At 40.6% G+C, this 19,516-nt stretch carries 17 protein-coding genes; 13 read left to right on the plus strand and 4 right to left on the minus strand.

Translation table 11 applies throughout. The annotated features are described in order from the left end of the window. Positions 1 to 12 precede the first annotated feature (12 nt). From fliD to CTT31_RS05895, 12 genes are all read left to right on the plus strand, one after another. Positions 13 to 1,437 (plus strand): flagellar filament capping protein FliD, encoded by a 1,425-nt coding sequence (gene fliD, locus CTT31_RS05840; protein ID WP_211859536.1) that lies wholly within the window; start codon positions 13 to 15, stop codon positions 1,435 to 1,437. Positions 1,438 to 1,452: 15 nt separating this feature from the next. Continuing rightward, positions 1,453 to 1,881: a flagellar export chaperone FliS gene (gene fliS / locus CTT31_RS05845; protein ID WP_039492563.1), complete on the plus strand. Its 429-nt coding sequence runs from the start codon at positions 1,453 to 1,455 to the stop codon at positions 1,879 to 1,881. Continuing rightward, positions 1,874 to 2,170, plus strand: coding sequence for a hypothetical protein (locus CTT31_RS05850; protein ID WP_130126599.1), 297 nt, complete (start codon positions 1,874 to 1,876; stop codon positions 2,168 to 2,170). Before fliS ends, CTT31_RS05850 begins: the two co-directional genes overlap by 8 nt. 4 nt (positions 2,171 to 2,174) lie before the next feature. After that, positions 2,175 to 4,253, plus strand: a complete 2,079-nt coding sequence (locus CTT31_RS05855) for a motility associated factor glycosyltransferase family protein (protein WP_045989525.1) — start codon at positions 2,175 to 2,177, stop codon at positions 4,251 to 4,253. A gap of 347 nt (positions 4,254 to 4,600) precedes the next feature. Next, positions 4,601 to 5,908, plus strand: a complete 1,308-nt coding sequence (locus CTT31_RS05860) for an aminotransferase class III-fold pyridoxal phosphate-dependent enzyme (protein ID WP_211859537.1) — start codon at positions 4,601 to 4,603, stop codon at positions 5,906 to 5,908. A 52-nt stretch (positions 5,909 to 5,960) separates the two neighbouring features. After that, positions 5,961 to 6,464 (plus strand): GNAT family N-acetyltransferase, encoded by a 504-nt coding sequence (locus CTT31_RS05865; RefSeq protein WP_211859538.1) that lies wholly within the window; start codon positions 5,961 to 5,963, stop codon positions 6,462 to 6,464. A 48-nt stretch (positions 6,465 to 6,512) separates the two neighbouring features. After that, positions 6,513 to 7,277: a cytidylyltransferase domain-containing protein gene (locus CTT31_RS05870; RefSeq protein WP_260492175.1), complete on the plus strand. Its 765-nt coding sequence runs from the start codon at positions 6,513 to 6,515 to the stop codon at positions 7,275 to 7,277. A 2-nt stretch (positions 7,278 to 7,279) separates the two neighbouring features. After that, positions 7,280 to 8,320 carry a pseudaminic acid synthase gene (pseI, locus tag CTT31_RS05875; protein WP_211859539.1) on the plus strand — a complete coding sequence of 347 codons (1,041 nt, stop codon included), beginning with the start codon at positions 7,280 to 7,282 and terminating at the stop codon, positions 8,318 to 8,320. After that, positions 8,320 to 8,565, plus strand: a complete 246-nt coding sequence (locus CTT31_RS05880; RefSeq protein WP_211859540.1) for a phosphopantetheine-binding protein — start codon at positions 8,320 to 8,322, stop codon at positions 8,563 to 8,565. Before pseI ends, CTT31_RS05880 begins: the two co-directional genes overlap by 1 nt. Continuing rightward, positions 8,565 to 10,136 carry a UDP-2,4-diacetamido-2,4,6-trideoxy-beta-L-altropyranose hydrolase gene (gene pseG, locus CTT31_RS05885; protein ID WP_260492176.1) on the plus strand — a complete coding sequence of 524 codons (1,572 nt, stop codon included), beginning with the start codon at positions 8,565 to 8,567 and terminating at the stop codon, positions 10,134 to 10,136. The genes CTT31_RS05880 and pseG overlap by 1 nt, the downstream gene beginning before the upstream one ends. Further along, on the plus strand, positions 10,129 to 11,640 hold the full coding sequence (locus CTT31_RS05890; protein WP_211859542.1) for a class I adenylate-forming enzyme family protein: 1,512 nt from the start codon (positions 10,129 to 10,131) through the stop codon (positions 11,638 to 11,640). Before pseG ends, CTT31_RS05890 begins: the two co-directional genes overlap by 8 nt. Positions 11,641 to 11,672: 32 nt before the next feature. Continuing rightward, on the plus strand, positions 11,673 to 13,997 hold the full coding sequence (locus CTT31_RS05895) for a glycosyltransferase (RefSeq protein ID WP_045989530.1): 2,325 nt from the start codon (positions 11,673 to 11,675) through the stop codon (positions 13,995 to 13,997). Positions 13,998 to 14,306: 309 nt separating this feature from the next. Here the strand turns inward: CTT31_RS05895 and CTT31_RS05900 are convergent, their stop codons facing one another. From CTT31_RS05900 to pseB, 4 genes are read right to left on the minus strand one after another with little or no spacing between them, the layout of a single operon-like run. Beyond that, positions 14,307 to 15,455: a Gfo/Idh/MocA family protein gene (locus CTT31_RS05900; RefSeq protein WP_223193695.1), complete on the minus strand. Its 1,149-nt coding sequence runs from the start codon at positions 15,453 to 15,455 to the stop codon at positions 14,307 to 14,309. 15 nt (positions 15,456 to 15,470) lie between these two features. Continuing rightward, positions 15,471 to 16,352, minus strand: a complete 882-nt coding sequence (locus CTT31_RS05905; protein ID WP_211859544.1) for an aldo/keto reductase — start codon at positions 16,350 to 16,352, stop codon at positions 15,471 to 15,473. After that, positions 16,349 to 17,491 (minus strand): UDP-4-amino-4,6-dideoxy-N-acetyl-beta-L-altrosamine transaminase, encoded by a 1,143-nt coding sequence (gene pseC / locus CTT31_RS05910; protein WP_193521537.1) that lies wholly within the window; start codon positions 17,489 to 17,491, stop codon positions 16,349 to 16,351. Before pseC ends, CTT31_RS05905 begins: the two co-directional genes overlap by 4 nt. Further along, positions 17,488 to 18,489 (minus strand): UDP-N-acetylglucosamine 4,6-dehydratase (inverting), encoded by a 1,002-nt coding sequence (gene pseB / locus CTT31_RS05915; protein WP_039492537.1) that lies wholly within the window; start codon positions 18,487 to 18,489, stop codon positions 17,488 to 17,490. The genes pseC and pseB overlap by 4 nt, the downstream gene beginning before the upstream one ends. A gap of 223 nt (positions 18,490 to 18,712) precedes the next feature. On the opposite strand from pseB, the gene CTT31_RS05920 reads away from it, so the two are divergent. Then, positions 18,713 to 19,498, plus strand: coding sequence for a flagellin N-terminal helical domain-containing protein (locus tag CTT31_RS05920; protein ID WP_039492535.1), 786 nt, complete (start codon positions 18,713 to 18,715; stop codon positions 19,496 to 19,498). Positions 19,499 to 19,516 lie beyond the last annotated feature (18 nt).

Below are 19,516 nucleotides of genomic sequence, written 5' to 3' on the forward strand. Positions count from 1 at the left end.
TGGAGGTAGATTATGCCACTTATTACATCTGCGGGTGTTGGCTCAGGGCTTGATTTAGAGTCAATTATAAAAGCTTCTGTGGATGCGGAAAACGTACCCAAGATGCAAAGGTTTGCTGCAAAGCAAGAATCACTGAAAGTTGAGTTGTCTTCTGTCGGTGAGGTTAAATCTGCCATTTCAAAACTTAAAGACACAATTGAAAAACTAGCGGACATCGATAACTTTGGCAAGCGAATCGCGAATATTCGTCAACCAGATGGTGCTGAAATCATCAGCGTAACACCAACGTCAGATATTTCTACGGGTAATTTCAAGATTGCTGTAGAACAATTGGCGCAAGGAAGCCGAGCCGTTTCTGCGGACGGTGCTTTTGCTTCAGCCGACGCAGTTGTAAGTGCAAGCGGTGGTACTTTGTCTTTTTCAGCAGGTGCAGATAAATCATTTGATTTAGAAGTAACTGCTGGAATGACTCTGGCTGAGTTAAGAGATGCTATTAATGCATCAGATACCAACTTCGGTATCACTGCCAATATTATTAACACAGGTGATCCCGATGTAGGCTCCAAACTTGTTTTTACGTCAAATGTCAGTGGCGATGGAAACGACCTGGTGATTACAAGTGATACTGCTGAGCTTGATGCTATTGAGACATATGACGCGACAACAAACCCGTCCGGTGGCATGGTAATTGCGGATGCGGATAAAGCTCAAGATGCAATTATAACGGTAGATGGCCTTACAGTTAACAGCGATACAAACACATTTAAAGATGCTGTTCAAGATATGACGATAAGAGCACTCGAAGTTAGCCCTGAGGACACATCTGGTACAAAATTAACAGCTAAATTGGACGTAGATTATGACAGAGAGTCTGTCACTAAGCTCGTCGATGAGTTGATTACAAATTACAATAATCTCGTAGGAATGATTGGCCTGCAAACACGAGTCGGAAAGCCTCTAAATGGTGATGCTTCGATGAGAGCATTGAGTGATCAGTTGGTTTCTACTCTGGGTTCTACGTTGACTGATGCTGGACCATTTGAGTCAGTGTTTGACATGGGCCTTGGTGTTAATAAAGAAGGTTATTTAGAAAAGTCATCACTAGTTCGCAGCTTAAACGAAGCAATGGATGATAATTACGATGATATTGGTACAGCATTTGCAGGGGAAAATGGTGTAGCCAAAAAATTAGAAGAATTGCTCGGAAACTACGTCGATTCAGATGGACTTATGAAACAACGTGAGACTAGTTTGAATGCTCAACTTGACGATTTAGAGGACGATGTCATAAATCACCAGGAGCGTATAAAGTCGTTTGAAGCTAGCTTACGTCAAAAATATGCAGGGCTTGATGTACTTATCGCGCAAATGCAGCAAACTCAATCTTATTTGGGGGCTCAACTTTCTAATCTTCCAGGCTTTACCAAATCCAAGTAATAGAGAGGATTGAACATGTATAATGCAAAAGTTAAGAATTACCAGAGAGAAGCGCTTAAAACTCGAGTGGCAGGTGCGGATCGTTATGAAATTATCCAGATGTTGATGGCAGGCGCTATTGAAAAAATGGTACTGGCAAAGGTAGCTATTGATAAAAGAAACCTTGAAGCCAAATCCGAACATATTTCAAGAGCATCAGCAATTATTGAAGCGTTACGTGAATGCTTGGACTTTGATGTTGGTGGTGAAGTAACAGAAAACTTATATGCCCTGTATAGTTATATGATGGATAGGCTACTGGATGCATCAGTACAAAATGATTCAGCCATCGTAGATGAAGTGTCTAACCTGTTGAAAGAAATTAAATCAGCTTGGGATGCGATCCCTGTAGATGTCCGCATTAAAACACTGAATAATGCTTCTCAAGACGCTAGTCATGGATAGCCAGCATAGAGACGAACTCGGGGAATTGTTGTGTTTGATTTTCGAACACCTTCAAAGAGGTGAGATGGAACTCGCTGAAACAGAAACAAAGAAATTTTGTTTATATATTCAAAAGCGTTCAGACTTGATAGAAGATGTTGAAGAAAAAAGGGTCTACTTAGAAGAGTCAATCGCAATGTTGAATGAAGTGATTGAACGTATGAATCAAGAAAAAAGAAGTACCCGAGAGCAGTTGCTGAAGATTCAGCGAAAACAATCCTCAATCAAGAAATATAACGAGTTCAAATAATATCATGGATCCAATTAAGTCCCAGTTAGAAACTCTTGAAGTAAAATTAAAGGCCGTGGAAGAACAGGCGCTGAGAGAAGAGTTGTTTATAGAAGCTGCCAATTTAAAATTTGAAAGAAACCTCAAAGCCTTCAAATCACACTTTCCAGAAATTTACGAAAAATACTTAACCTACGAGCCAAACTCGCTGTTTAATTTATTTGTTAACCCTAACGGCAGCGCCAATATTATTGATTATAAAACTGGTGTACCGATGTATAGCGAAGACCCAGTTTCACAAATACAAAAGCAGACACAGAAAAATATCGAAAATCCAATTCTTGGACGTTTAGACCACTCCGGTGTTGCATTTGTTGAAAATGGTGACATCGAGTTTCTTCATGTTGAATTGATGCGAAACTTAGGGGAAATCTTTGTTGAGACGAAATCGAACTTAGCGCCATTTAAGAAGTTAGGTAGTGCAGTTCCAAACAAGATGATTTTCGGTATTGGGCTTGGCTATCACCTTGAAGACGTTATCGATGCTTGTAAAGCTGGTTACGTAAATATTTTTGAACCGAATGAAGACTACTTTTTTGCTAGTTTGTTTGTTTCCGATTGGGTTTCTATACTTGAAAAAATTGAGGCTCAAGGTGCTTACCTTTATCTAGGTGTAGGGGTCACAGAACATGAAATTTACGAAAAGGTTTATTCACGCTCAAGAGAAATAAGTGTAGCCAGTGTCTGCCACTCTTGGTTTTATCAGCATTACCCATCAGTTGAAGTAAATAAATGGATCGCGGAATTTAAAAAGAATTACCACCAGTTTTTCGCGGGATTTGGCTTCTTCGATGATGCAATGATCGGGATAGCTAACTCATTGGGGAATGTTAAAAACAACTGCAACTTCATGTTTTCTGCCAATGAACAGCAAGATAAAGCGCTATTGCATGATATACCAGCCGTAGTGGTTGCAAACGGTCCTTCATTAGACGCCAATATTGAACCGCTAAAACGGATCCAAGATAAAGTCATTATATTCGCGTGTAACTCAGCGACTACAGCATTAATAAAGCATGGGATTATTCCCGATTTTCACGTTGCACTGGAACGAACTAAATCAACTTATTATTTCCTCAAGCAGCATATACCGGAATCGATGCGCAAAGACTTAAATTTGCTTGTTACTAATGTGATGCATCCTGATGTGGCTGGTCTATTTGGATGGGCGGGAATGGCGCTTAAACCTGGTGAGTCAGGTACACAAATGTTGCAACTATCTCACTACAGGAATGAAAATAAAGTGCTTCGAAGCCTTTCATTTTCAAATCCTCTAGTGGGCAATACTGCGCTGAGTTATGCATGTCATCTTGGATTTAAAGACATCTATCTGTTTGGTGTGGATAATGGCTACATAGACCCTGAACATCATCATAGTAAGGCAAGCTTTTATTACAGTGAAGAAGGTGAGACTGTCATTGAACCAACCAAAATAGGGGGGCAAGTCAGGATCCCTGGAAACTTTTGTGAAACGGTACTTTCTGATGAGTTTATGTATGTTGGCAACTGTCAAATGGAAAGGATTCTAGAATCATTTCTTAAAGAAAATGTAAACTGTTACAACTGTAGTAATGGTGCAAAGATTAAGCACTCTATACCACTGGAGAGTAAAGACATTTTGTTGCCTGAAAGGGGAGTTGATAAACACCAAGTTGTGGAGCATATCAAAACTAACCTTTTTGCAGCTAAAGCTGACATTGCATCTATGGAAAAGCTACTTTGCGAAGAAGAGTTTGAGCAGCTGTGCGGCACAATGGTGGAGCTTTTGGAAGAAGAGTTTGATTGTCGGGAATCTGCGCAAGAAGTTTTACTGAAAAGTCTCAGGTATTTGTACTCATTTAGAAATTCTGCAGATCATTTAGGCTTGTATCAGTTACTAGAAGGTGAAGCTCTTTATACGTCATCAATATTAATTTCAATTCTTCATAACTTTGGTGATGATTACGAAGTGGTTCCGTATTTTAGAAAAGCGTTAAAGGCTTGGGTTGATTTTCTTAAGCAATGTCCTGAATACTACCGCCAAAGAAATAGACTTTGTCAGTAAAAGTCGATATGTAAAAGGGTGACAAGATTTTGTCGCGGCTCCGAAGTTAATGAGTAGACACTTCGGAGCCAGCTTAAACCAGAAATAATAAACGTTTTGCATGGCTTGTTACTCTCTACGTTTCCCCCCATTTTCTTTTAAAATTAGCTGTTTATTTAAAATTCCCTTACACTTTACTGAAATCTGATTCTTGAGTGAAAAATGTCAGTAAAACTACCCTTGATTTCCCTGAAGGAGTTGTTTACTGAAGATTAAAAGTGACTCAAGCCAAATTTAAAGGTTAGTTACCATCTAATTGGTACTAACTTTGCTTCATCAGTGAAGTTGAAAATGTTAGTTGAGAAATCATGACGAATAAAAATACTGAAATGCAAGCAAAAGCGAAGCAACTGATCCCTGGTCTTTCACAATTATTGTCAAAGCGACCCGACATGTTTAATCAAAGTGTGTGGCCAAGTTACTTCAGCAAAGCGAAAGGTTGTTATGTTTGGGACCTCAATGAGCAACGATATCTTGATATGTCGATATCAGGCATAGGGGCAAACATTCTAGGGTATGCTGAGCCTGCCGTCGATCAGGCTGTAATTGAAACAATCAATAATGGGGTTAGTTCTAGTTTAAACTGTCCGGAAGAAGTCATGTTGGCAGAGAAATTAGTAGAGCTGCATCCATGGTCAGATCAAGTCCGATTCGCAAGGTGCGGTGGAGAGGCAATGACAATTGCAGTAAGAATTGCTCGCGCCGCGACGGGAAAAGATAAAATTGCATTTTGTGGTTACCATGGCTGGCATGACTGGTACTTGGCGGCAAATGTGTCCTCGAAAGAAAACCTAGATGAGCATTTAATTGCGGGTTTATCTCCAGCGGGGGTTCCAAAAGCGTTGGCTGGCACTGCAATACCATTTTCATATAATGACATTGACTCTCTAAAAGAGGTTGTTGAGCAACATGGCCCTGAGCTGGGCGCTATTGTTATGGAGCCAATGCGTAATATTGCACCTAATTCAGAGTATTGGAGTTTCGTTGGAAAAATAGCCAAAACACTGGGTATCCCATTAATAATTGATGAAATATCGATGGGTTTCAGAATTAATTGTGGAGGATCGCATTTACTGCTTGGTATAGAACCTGATATTGCCGTGTTTTCTAAAGCATTAGCGAATGGTTATGCGATGGCCGCAATAATCGGAAAAGAGAAGTGGATGGATGCTGCACAATCAAGTTTCATTTCCAGTACGATGTGGACGGAGCGAGTGGGTCCGACCGCAGCACTAGCAACTATACGTTATTATGAAGCAAATAACGTGCATGATCATCTTCAAAAAATTGGTGCACTGGTTAAAGCCGGTTGGCAGTCTCTTGCTGAAAAACATGGTTTGAGCATTCATATTTCTGGTATTGATGCCCTGTGTCATTTTTCTTTCGAGCATGATAACCCACTGCAGTTGAAGGCGTATTTTATAGAGCAGATGATAAACCAAGGAGTGTTAGCCACAAATATGTTCTATGCAATGTATGCACATAAAGAAGAACACGTAGATGAATATCTATCTGCAGTAGACAATGCATTTAAAGCAGTAAAAGTCGCTCTGCATGATCCTGAAGTGCTGAAGGAGGTTACTCCGACAACTGCTGGTTTTAAAAGGTTAAATTAATATTAACAACTTTTTGAAGACTGATATTTGATATTAGACGGGAAAGCACAAAATGATGATTGTTTCCGAGCGTTTCAAAATGAGAGGGTTAACTCCGTCCGACGCAACCGCTGATTATCTTTCATGGTTAAATAGTGACGTCAGTCAGTTTATTTTAAACCGACAACAAACGACCGACGATTTAGTGACATATATCAATACACAAAATAATACGCCAGATACTTATTTGTATGGAATTTTTACAAAGGAAGCTGAGCAGCATATTGGCAACGTGAAGTTTATTCTTTCAGAATATTCTGGTGGGACCTCGGCTGAAATGGGGATCTTGATTGGCGATAAAAATTGGCATGGCAAGGGAGTTGCGAAAGAGGCAATTTTTGCTTTTATCACAATAGCAAAAGACAAATACAACCTTAAGAGAGTGTTTTTGGGCGTTGATAAGTCTAATATCCCAGCTGTGAAAGCGTACATTAAAATGGGTTTCAAGACTTTGGAACCTGATCAGCTCGATGATGAAAGTCTCTCTGGGGTTAAAATGGAATTGTTATTAAATTAGTTATTGGTTTGGCCGATAACAAAGCATTGAAGTATTTTAGTTATTAGTATGAATCAAAGTGACTCTATTTATGAAAGCTTAAAAAATAAGGACTTTCATATAATTATTCAGGCGCGGATGACATCAACTCGCTTGCCGAAAAAAGTGATGTTGCCTTTGTGTGGACATCCAGTGCTTCAGGTTATGATTGAGCGCTTATCCCCTTTCAAAGACAAAATTATTGTAGCAACAACCAATGATGGCTCCCAAACCCCAATTACCGAACTGTGTAAGTCTTTGGGGGTAAGGTTTGTTGAGGGGGATACTCACGATGTGCTCAGCAGGTATTACTTAGCAGCAGAGTTAGTAAACGCGAAACCAGATACAGTACTTGTTCGCTGTACTAGTGATTGCCCTTTGATTGATGCCTATGAAACCGCTAAGGTCGTTTCTCATTTCTTTAATATCCGCAACAATTTTGATTATGTATGCGCGGGTCCTCATTGTGGATTTCCAAATGGCCTTGACACCGAGGTATTTACATTCGCAGCGCTAGCACAAGCACATGCCAGTGCTAGCCAAGATTTTGAGAGAGAGCACCTGACACAGTATATAGTGAAAAACTTGAAGGTCGCTGATTATAGTTATCATGAGGATTTATCTGGTTGGCGTTTGACTTTAGACGAACCAGATGACTATCTAGCAATACAGAAAGTTTTTCAGCTCTTCGATAATAAGACTGAATTTAGTTTTCCTGAACTGAAGAGAAAATTAAAAGCACACCCAGAAGTACTCGACATAAATAAACATGTTGAGCAAGTAAAAGTTGGATAAATATGTTTAAACAAGAGCTTAAAATAGATGGGCGTCTAGTCGGACATCAACACCCAAATTATATTATTGCTGAGATGTCAGCAAACCATGGACAAAGCTTAAGTCGAGCCAAAGAGTTGGTTTATGCGGCAAAGGAAGCGGGTGCCGATGCAATTAAATTACAAACATATAGTGCCGACACGCTTACAATGAAGTGTGACTTACCACATTTTTTTATTAAAGATGGGCCGTGGAAGGGGCAGTATTTATACGATCTTTATCAACATGCGTACATGCCTTGGGAGTTTCATGCTGAACTTTTTGAATTAGCTAAAAAAATAGGGATTACTTGCTTTTCTTCACCATTCGATAAATCAGCTGTTGATTTATTAGAACAACTTGATGCGCCGGCATATAAAATTGCGTCTCCAGAGCTGATTGATCATCAACTTATTCGTGATGTTGCCGCAACCGGCAAGCCTGTGATTATGTCTACTGGCGGTGCGACGCTGCCTGAAATTGCAGACGCAGTAAAAGTAGCAAAAGATGCCGGTGTCACTGAATTATGCCTGTTAAAGTGTACCAGTACTTATCCGGCACCTGCTGATAGTATTAATCTAAGAACAATACCGCATATGCGAGAAGCTTTTTCGGTTCCTGTTGGTTTGTCAGATCATACACTAGGGAACGATGTGCCTTTAGCGTCGGTTGCTGTGGGTGGATGTGTTATCGAAAAGCACTTTGTAATGGATAAAAATGATCAAACTGCAGATAGCTTTTTCTCAATGACACCAGAAGAATTACAAAACCTTGTACATGGAGTAAGACAGATCGAGAAAGCAATGGGGCAAGTACATTACCCAGATACTCCTTGTCAAAAGCGCCGTTGTGTTTACCTTATTAAGGACGTTAAATCGGGTGAAACGCTGTCTGATATGCATTTGCGACAAATGCGCCCAGGTGGAGGCGAAATTCAACCAAAGCACTTGCCATCGCTTATCGGGCGACGAGTAAATAAGTCTTTACCTGCAGGTACTCAGCTTAAATGGGAGGATTTTTGTTAATGCCTAGCGAAACTCAGCTACTTGAATTTTTTCAGACCTTTCTATTAGCTCGTGGTGTAGCCGTTAAGAGTGAACAGCTACAAGGTTTTAATTTTATGGAGTCCGGGTTATTAGACTCATTTGAAATGTTATCAATGGTAATGCAGATCGAAACCGATTTTGGGGTTCGCCTAACACCTGAGCAAATGTTGAGACCAGACTCAGCGACAGTGGGTGGCCTCATTGATGTAATCTTGAGGTCTTGATGTTTGTTTTTCGTGTTAACAGCACTCAAGGAATTGGCCACTTAAAACGATGTTTGAATTTGGCTAAGGAGCTTAGTGTTCGGGGTTGTGGTAGTCATTTCATTTTAGATGAAAATGACTGTCTGAGTGACTATATCAGTGGTATTAACTACAGCGTCACCCTAATTACTCATGGGACGAGTGAATATGATGATGCCCAACAAACTTTATCTATCGCTTACCAAGTAGGTGCTGAAGCTATCGTTGTTGACTCTTATCTATTAGGTAGAGAGTGGGAAAGCCAAATTCAAGATCAATTTAAACTTGTTGTAATAGATGATTTGGGTCGTGAACATTTAGCCAATACATTAATAGATATTAGATGGCGAGGAGATCAAACCGAAGCTTATTATCATCATTTGGTATCTCATGACTGTGAAACGCTTTTGGGACCTAAATATGCTTTACTTGAAAGTGTATATCACGACAGTTCGCGCGCAGATATAGAACGTTCTCATCTGCTATTTTCTCTCGGTGGTGGCGGGGATTGGGAGTTATTGACTCCTATAATTGAATTAGTGTGTCAGCTTAGGCCATGTCAGCCGATAGAAATTGTCCTAGGACCATCTGCAACAAATTATGACTCGATAATATCATTGCAGCATATTTATCCACAAGTTGAGATAAACAGAAGTCCAGAGAGTTTGTACCCAAGCTTTATTAGAGCACAGTTATTTGTTGGTGCGTTGGGTACTTCGTTGTATGAACTTGCTGCAACAAAAACACCTGCACTAACATTTAGTATGGCTAAAAATCAAGAGCATAATCAGAGCTGGTTGGATGATTTAGGGCACTGTTTACATCTGCCTGAGTTTTTATCTAGTGATCCGTTGGAAGTCGTTGAATTGATTAATATATTACTTGATAATTCAGACAAGCTAGCTGAGTACAGAAACCACAGTAAAGTTTGCGTCGATGGCAGGGGAGCTGCTAGAGTTTCAAGTCATTTATTATCACAACAGACACAGTCTGAAGCGGAAATACAGCCACTTTGTAAACGTGAATATCTACCTATAGCAGCAGATTTAACCGTTAGGATGGTAGACTTTTTTGATATTAATCGCTATTTACACGCCCGCAATAGTCAACATAATAACGTCAGAATGACTATCACGGAAGCTATCCCGACACTTGGTCACTACAAGTGGTGGCATCAAAATCAACGTGAAAACTTTGTCGTTGAGTTAGATGGTAATCCTCTCATCTATATTTGGCACCAATCACTAGAGCAAAACGGGCAAACATACTTATATGGCGGCTGGTTTTCAGCCCTTGAGCAGGTTAATTTTGCGTATGTCCAGTTGGCATTAAACTGGCAGCTAAAACTCTGTGAGGAAGAATATCCTGATGGTATTTGGCTTGCAGTAATCCATAAAGACAATAAATTTGTTAATTTGCTGAATCAGCATAATGGTTTCAAAGCTATTGAGGTCGATAGTCCTCATTTTCAGGTTACACAATCAATTTTCCCATCAGCTGATCCTAAAAAGTTTAATTATGTAATGTTAACGAGAGAGAACGAGCATGGTTAATATATACCACCTTTTTCATCGAAATGTGGAAAAGTCGCCAGATAAGGTAGCAGTAGTATTTTCCGGAACGGAAGTTACCTACCGCTCGTTATTTAATTACGTCCTAATTTTAAGTCGTTTTTTTAAGGAGCAGGGTCTAACACCGGGGCAGCGAATTGCATTGTTTGCACCCAATGGCATTGAATACCCTGTTGTATTGCTAGCTGCTGCGAAATTGGGTTTAGCTGTGGTACCGTTGCCAATAACCCTAAAGGGAGCTGCGTTAGAAATAGCGCTGAAGAAGACTCCTGTAAGTATGGCCATTTGTTGGCCCACTGTTAGTCGTACTTTACTGGAAAGTGCGGTTGTGAGAGAAGATGAGGTAATAACTATAGGTGAAAGCGTTCTCGGTGAACGTTGTTGGGAAGATATTTTCACCGATGTAGAACATGACGAAGAATACTCGGATGCAGCGCCTGAGTTGGACTTTATTTTGACTATGACGTCAGGCTCAACAGGTTCACCAAAACCAATCGTGTTAAGTCAAAAGTGTAAGATTGAACGCGCGTTTTCAGCAACGATAAATTACTATCAATTAACGTCAGATGATGTCATTTTGGTCGCAACACCGCTTTATCATTCCCTTGCCCAACGGGGGGTATTAATGCCGTTAATGCTCGGCGCTACAACTGTGATTTTACCTAAGTTTCAGTTACAAAGCTGGCTAGGTGCTATCGAACAGTATCAAGTCAGTTTCCTGTTTGCGGTGTCTTCACAGCTAGAGGGGTTAGTTGCCCAAGGTGTCGAAAACAAAGACATTTCCTCCGTCCGAATACTTGTGTCTTCATCAGCTGTTTTAAATACAGTGACGAAAGGGAAGTTATTAAAGTTACTTAGCTGCGAGTTTCATGAATGCTATGGTGCATCTGAAGTGGGGGTAGTAACGGACTTTTGTATCGATGATGAAGGTGGAAATCAGGGCAGTGTAGGTAAACCTCTCCCATTTGTTGATGTAAAGATCTGTGACGGCCACAGAAAGCCTGTTGAAATCGGAGTTGTCGGAGAAATTGCCTGTAAAACTACAACTCAATTTTCAGGTTATTTGAAACAGTTAGAGGCAACAAAAGCTGCATATGATGATACAGGTTATTTTTACACAGGCGATTTGGGCTACCTGAATAAGGAAGGTTTTCTATTTTATGTGGGTCGCAAAAAAGAGGTAATATCAAGTGGTGGCATCAATATTTACCCACAAGATATTGAAGAGGTAATAAAACGTCACCCCTTAGTTACTGATTGCGTTGCTTTTGGCGTTGCCGATCCTACTTTAGGAGAAGTCATTAAAGTAGTCTACGAGCAGGCGAAAGCACAACAAGAAGAAAGCCTTGAGCAAGCGTTACGTAAATTATGCTTCGCTGAATTGACCGATTATCAACAGCCTCGGATTATTGAAAAGTGTGACAATTTAGCCCGAAATGCGATGGGAAAAGTACTCCGGCAGCAAGTCAAAGAGACATACAGCTAGTCAGGTAGATAAGCACTTTAGAGAGTAATAGCATGAAGATTTCACTAATAGTACCAACTTACAACAGCGCTGAGTATATTCAAGCTTGTCTTGCAAGTTTGGTGACTCAATTAGAAGATTTCGCTGAGATCATCGTAATTGATGATTGCTCAACGGATGGTACTTTTGCGTTGTTATCAGCTTTTGCAGAGCGCAATCAAGCTGTGCATGTGCTCCAGACTGAGACTAATAGTGGTCCGGGAGTTGCGCGTAATTTGGGTATAGAGCATGCTAAAGGGGAGTGGATTTTATTTGTTGACAGTGATGACGCATTGACTGATCTAGCGTTAAAGCAGTTGATACAATTTGTTGATCCCGAAACCGTTAATTGTGATGTGGTGGCTTTTGACTGGCGATATAAAAAAGATAACGTTAACAATGAGACATTTCATTTTGAAGGTCGGTTTGATAAACCTGAATTTACAAATGAAAAAGCTTTGTTGTTAGAAAAATACGTAAAATTTAGAATGGATCATTCGGCAATTTACTTGATGATCAAGCGTCAATTATTGATAGAGCATCAGGTGTCCTTTGCTGGTGGATTCCATGAAGATATTGACTTTACCTTTTTAGTGTACTGGCATGCAAGGGAAGTAAAATTACTGGATGAAGTTATCTATTTAAAAACCCCACGACCTGGTTCAATAGTGAATTCGGTTAGCACGTCTCACATCAAAGGGTTTTATCGTTCTTATGCAGTGATCCACACACTCCTCAAATCAGTTTCAAAGAACCAAAGCCTGCATACTGCTTTCTTAACCGGTGTAATTGGGTTGGTTGCTACTTGCATCCGGAAAATATTCTTAAAAGCGCCAAGTAAGGAGCTTCGAGAGCCTCTCTATGAATATACGTTTAAACAACTTAACGATTTTTCTGTGCCTATTGATAGCCTACCATTGGACAAAACCTATTACAGTTTGTTAGTAAAACACTTTCTTAATACCATGATGACGCATGAAACCGCAGCGCAGCGCCGAAGTGAAGTAATAGATGAATTCCTAGAAGAAAACGAAGGGAAAAAGTGGAGCTGTATAGACTTACATCACTCCGCGTTTCTTGCACCAAAAGAAATTCGTACTTGCTGTAAGCGTTTCTTTGTTGACAACGAAATGCGTGGCGACGTAACTATTGTTAATAGTGAGCAGCTAGAGCAATCCGAAAATCTAGTAAAAACGATAATGGATGCAAAGAAAAAGCTATTTGCAGATATCAATATGGGTGAGCCGACAGGTTGCGATGGTTGCCCTTACCTAGAGTTTAAACAGTGGGGGGCGATTGAATCTAGCAAAATTACAAAGGTATCGTATGAGCATCACTCAGTATGTAACTTGAAATGTAGCTACTGTAGCGATACTTACTACGGTGGAGAAAAGCCAGCTTACGACGTACTGGCTTTGCAAAAAGCATTATTAGATGAGCAACGACTGAGTGAAAAAGCGCTTTGCATTTGGGGCGGGGGAGAGCCTACCTCTGATAAGCATTTTTCTAAATTACTTTTGCAGACAACGGAGCGATTACCGCTATCAAGCAACCGGGTTATAACTAATGCGGTAGTGTTTAATAAAGCGATCTATGAGCTACTGCTCGCTAAGAAAGTTAGCATATTTACGAGTATAGATGCGGGGACTGAAGAAACGTTTGTCAAGATCCGGGGTAAAAACAGCTTACATAAGGTGATGGAAAACCTTGTAAAGTACTCCAGTGCTAATGCCGAAGCCGTTACGGTTAAATACATATTCACGGATGGAAATAAGTTTCAAGCGGAAATTCGTGCGTTTGCCGAGCTAATTGATCGATATCAGCTGAAAGCTTGTAATTTTCAGATAAGTTTTGATTTTAAAGAAGAGCGTATTAGCAGTGATGATTTGGTGCTTATTGTGCGTTTATATAAATCATTAAAGCAGCTTGGCGCACACGTAGTTTATTTAGACGACTTGATACTCATGCGTATCGGAGAGTTAAGCGCTGATGAAGAGGCGTTGTTAGCGGATAAATTGGAGCTGGCTGGGCTGAATGATATCGTCGCGTTAGCGGACTCCAAAGTGCCTGTTGCTCTTTGGGGGGCAGGAGAAACAGCACGCCTGTTATTGGAGCATAGCAACTACTTCAAAAGAGTCGAGTTAGCTTACTTTGTTGATCCAGACCCCAATAAAATTGGAACCACGTTTATGGGTAAACCGGTTTATGCACCAGATGTGCTGACAAAAACCCAGACACCGGTGTTTATCGCAGCGGTTCAGTACTATGCTCCGATATATAGAGAATTTAAGCAACTAGGCTTGCCTGACAGCCGTTTGATTAACAAGCTTATTATCTAATCAGAACAGTGGACAAACTGGAAGGCCGATTGCACGTTTACGGCTGGCTTTGAGGCTACACGATGTAAAAGCACTATTATGTTCAGCACAAGGTGAGCTACAAAAGATAGGTTGAACAACACCTTATGCAAGGGGGAGATATCCCGAAAGTGATTTTTATTTTAGTGGTATGAAGAGCTAAACCGAAGGTAAAAGTCGTTAGCAAAGCATGGCTCATTCAGAACTCAAGAGCGAAGTGTTTGATGCAATTGGCTGAAAATTTATTCCCTAAAATTGATTAGGGAATAAATAAGGTCTATTGAAACGATGTTAATTCGCTATTTTTTCCCAAGTACCAGAGTGTACAGATTCTTTGGCGGCTTTAAATAGGCACAGACCTGCTTTAGCTTGCTCTAGGCCAAATACGTAGTCATTGCTTTTCTTTTCACCTTCCAGATATAAGCATAGCTCGTGGTGTATATCTGCGTATAGGTTAGCGAATGCTTCGACAAACCCGGTAGGGTGGCCTGGCTTCATACGGTTATACCGAAATTGACCTGCGTACTCACATTGCCCAGCGCGGTCCAAAATTTCTCTGCGGCCATCATTATAGTTGAGTTCAAGTTCATCTGGGTTGAGTTGATACCAAAACGCACTCCCTTTTTCACCATAAATGCGCACTTTTAAGCCATTCCTATGTCCTATTGCTGTCTTAGACATCCACATACTACCTTTAATATTACATGGATATTTTAATAGCATATGTACATCATCTACTAAATTTGGGTACTGCGAGTGATTCGCAAATTCTGCTATGGTTTCGTTCGGTTCAATGTCGAGCAAGTAAGTGGACAAGTGATGTAAATGAACGCCTAAATCCAAACAAATTGTTGGAACTTCGCTGTCGTGTAAGCGCCAAGCCTGAGGGCTAGAAGCTTTCCCCGCAATATCTGGAGGTCTACGAAAACCCTCTTGAGGCATCTCTAAATGAACTTTCTGTATGGTTCCCAGCTTATCGTGCTTAATCAGATGCTTTAGCTCTCTGATCATGGCATAACCTGAATAGTTATAGGTAACTGCTAAGAAGTGCTTACTGGCGTTATAAGTCTTCTCGAGAGTTGCTATTTCAAGTGGGCCGCAAACTAATGATTTTTCGCAAATTACGGGTATATCTTGCTCCAACAAAGTTGTGAGAACTTCGATATGGTGGGGTGTAGGTGTCAGTACAACAAAGGCATCTACGTTACTTTTCTCTTTTTTTATAAGCTCTTTCCAGCAACGATAAGTGCGTTGCTCTGATATACCCCAGCGATTTGAGGTTGCAATGTTTTGTTCCGTATCTCGTGAAAAAGCACCAGCAACAACGGTGAATTTGTTGTCGAGTTGAGTGGCTGCAAAGTGTACATAACCGACAGCTGAATTATTGCCACCACCAATGAACGCAAGCTTTAGTGGGGACTGGTTTGTCTTCATTTGCATTTTAATTCCTATTCGTTATGGCCACAGTGCGGGGTTGGTTAACGCTAAATCATCCACACTCAAATCTGGCAAGTCACTTGAAGCTATGTGAATCGCATTCTCAAAAGCTGATAGTATGTCAGTAAGCTCTCGAGCCTTATTTACTCCAACAACACAGTGATCTATCGCTTTTTGCTGTAATACATAAGCGAGGCTAATAACTAACTTGGAGGTATTGAAGGTCTCTGCGAGTTTTGAAATCTGTTCAAGGTTGCTTATCCAAGGCTTGAAGTAAGGCGGTACTTTGTCAGATTCCATCAAAAGCAACCCCTGTAGAAATATACTTCGAGCATGAACTTCAATTCCTCGTTGTCGGAATTGAGCTAACCATCCTGTCTGTTCAAAGTATCTGTCCAATATATTGTATGGTAGTTGAACTAGATCAAGCTGATAAAGTGATAAGAGCTGTTTACAGTCAGCATTGGCATACATCGATACACCTAGCTTTGAAATTTTTTTTTCACTTTGGAGGGCTGTTAGTCTTTGCCAGATTGCTTCTACTCCGGGCTTTAGGAGATCTGCACTTTGGTGAAATAACACGCCGTATAAAGAGTCGGCGCCGAGTTCCTCAAAAGCACTTTCAATATATTGCAGGTAATGGTCTACATCCGACTTTTCGAAGTAAGCTTTGTTGAGCGGAGGAAGTTTCGTGATCAGATTGAAATCACGTTTGGCTACATGATGATCGTTTAGGACGTTATGACTATTGCCGTAACCGATAGCAGTATCAATCAAGTTGATATTATTTTTTTCAGCAATCTCTAGAATTTGAGCCACTTCTGCTGTGCCCGGTCTGCCATCAAAATTACTCACTCCATAATCTAAACCAAATTGAACGGTACCTAGTGCTAACTTCATAATAGCTCCGACAATATGGACGAGATGTAAGCAATATCTTGTGTTGTCAAATTAGGGTGTAGAGGCAAAGTAATGGCACGTTTATAGTACGCTTCCGCATTGGGAAAATCACCTTTTTTAAATCCGAGAGATTGGTAAAACGGCTGTAAATGAATCGGGATATAATGGACGTGTGCAAACACTCCCTTATCGCGTAAATGTGTGACCACGTATTTTTGGTCCAAGCCTTCAGGTAGCAGCACGATATAAAGGTGATAGGAGGAGCGACGATTAGATAGCCGAGTTAAATGGCAAAACTGCTTAGGCAAATTATCACTGTAAATCTCAGCCAACTGGTTTCGCCGAGTAACAAAATCTTCTAGGCGCGACATTTGACTTAGACCGAGAGCTGCTTGTATATCTGTCAGTCGATAATTAAAGCCTAAAGATTGCTGTTCATAATACCAAGGACCGTGACTTTGCTGGAGTAATTCTTTTGGATCAGAGGTAATACCGTGGCTTCTAAATGACTTGGCTCTGTGTGCTAATTGTCCATGCTTAGTTGTAAGCATGCCTCCTTCAGCACTTGTGACAATCTTTACTGGATGAAAGCTAAATACGCAGATATCACTGTATTTACAGTTTCCTACAGGTTCCCCTTTGTAATTCGCACCGATAGCGTGGGAGGCATCCTCTATTACTTTAAATCCATATTTTTTCGACAGTTCAGCAATTTCATACATATCGCAAGGCTGACCTGCAAGGTGCACTGGAATGATAGCTTTGGGTAATTTATTTTCAGATTTTGATTGCTCAAGTTTTTTTGTCAAAGCTTGAATCGACATATTACCCGTTTGGGTGTCTATATCAACAAAGTCGATGCTTGCACCGCAATATAGGGCACAGTTACTACTTGCTACGAATGAGACTGGTGATGTCCAAACGATATCATCTGGACCGATTTCTAATGCTAAGCACGCTATGTGCAAAGCTGAAGTAGCACTATTACATGCGATAGCATGTTCAACATTGCAGTGTTGCGCAACTTTTAACTCAAAATCTTGAACTTTAGGACCTTGGGTTAGCCAGTCTGACTTTAGAACTTCAATGACAGCATCTATATCATCTTGATTAATATCTTGTCTGCCATATGGGATCATTTAATTGCCTCAATGTTAAATGCCAATATTTCTTCAACAGACATATAATCAGGGTTATCGAGAGAGTTAAATTCGAAGTTAGTACTAACAGGGTGGCCTTTTTCGCCAATTGCGTTGATCGTAAAGTCGTTACTTCGACTACTGAACTTTATACCTGGAGCGATAACGAAATGATCGTCATATTCAAAAGTATCAAAGCATAAGTCTGCAGGACACATTACTTCGTGAAGTTTTTCGCCTGGACGTATACCAATAATTTTCTGCGGTAAGTTGGGGGCCATCGCGGTCGCCAAATCCGTAATCTTTATGGAAGGTATCTTTGGAACGAAGATTTCACCACCTAGCATCCGCTCAAAATTCTTTAGTACAAAGTCAACCCCTTGCTGCAGGCTTATCCAAAAACGGGTCATTTCAGGGTGTGTGATAGGAATGTGATCTTTACCTTCATCAATGAACTTTTGAAAGACAGGAACTACAGAGCCTCTGGAGCAGACAACATTGCCATAACGGACAACGGAAAAAAGAGTTTTATGTCCACCTGCAATATTGTTCGCAGCGACGAAAAGTTTATCTGATGCGAGCTTCGTAGCACCGTATAAATTAATTGGATTTGCTGCTTTATCTGTAGAAAGTGCGATAACTTTTTCTACATCATTATCTAAAGCGGCTTCAATCACATTTTCAGCCCCATTAATATTGGTTTTAATACACTCCATAGGATTATATTCAGCAGCAGGAACTTGTTTCAATGCAGCGGCATGAATGACGTAGTTGACGCCTTGCATTGCTCTTCGTAACCTATCTTTATCTCGTACATCTCCGATAAAGTATCGCATGCAGCGTTGATTAAACTCTTGTTGCATCTCAAACTGTTTTAACTCATCTCGAGAAAAGATAATGATTTTTTTAGGCTTGTATCTCTCGAGCAAAGTTTTTACATATTTTTTGCCAAAAGAGCCTGTGCCGCCGGTTATTAAAATGGTTTTATTATCAAACATAGGGTGTCCACCTACAGGTGCAATCAAAACTTTACAGTATCGAGTATCGAAACTGCTCTAGATATCTCACCGATACAATAAATTAGCTACTACTCAATACTTTATATCACTTCTATGTGTTTTGCAGTATTTATGCCAGTCATTGCAGGAAATTTAACGGCTATGGTGACTTTTTGCTCACAATAGCGTAGATTTAACCTAATGATAGTGAATGGGGGTATATATGAAAATCCAATCACAAAGTACTGCTTTTTTTAATCGTACGGAGCAGACTGCTAATAAACTCAATCAACAGCTGGCTTCTGGTAAGAAGGTTAATTCTGCTGCAGACGACGCTGCGGCTTTGCAGATCATTAATCGTTTGACGTCTCAACAGGACGGCTACAGTCAATCTATTCGTAACGCATATGATGGTATCTCGTATTCGCAAACTGCTGACTCGGCATTATCTGGTGTGAATGATGCGGTTTCCCGAATTAGAGAATTATCGATTCAAGCCGGTAATGGGGCGCTGACAGATAGTGACCGTCAAGCATTGCAAGAGGAAGTATCGCAGTTGCAAACGCAAATCAGCGAAACGTTTGAAAACACTACATTTGGTGGCGCACAAATTTTTGACGGTGAGTCTCGTAGTTTTCAGGTAGGTCCCGACGCTAATACCACTCAGTCGCTACAGCAGACTGATGGCGGTTTTGCCAGTGCAATATTGAGTGTGGACATTTCGACGCAGGCGGGCGCACAAGCTGCCATTGATGCGGCAGATACAGTCTCTGAGGATTTAAACAGCCAACGCGCGGAGCTTGGCGCATTTGAAAATGCGGTATCTAGTACAATTCGCTCTGCAAGTAACCAACGTGAGAACATTGCGGCGAGCCAAAGTCGAATTCAAGACACCGATTACGCGCAAGCGGTGAGCGATCAAGTTGCCAACGATATTTTATCGCAAGCTTCTATTGCTTTGCGTGGTCAAGCTAATCAGTCTGCATCATCGGTACTAGGTTTATTATAAATTAATACCAAAGTATTG

Origin of the sequence: Pseudoalteromonas maricaloris (assembly GCF_024746855.1) — a bacterium.
GTDB classification, from domain to species: domain Bacteria; phylum Pseudomonadota; class Gammaproteobacteria; order Enterobacterales; family Alteromonadaceae; genus Pseudoalteromonas; species Pseudoalteromonas maricaloris.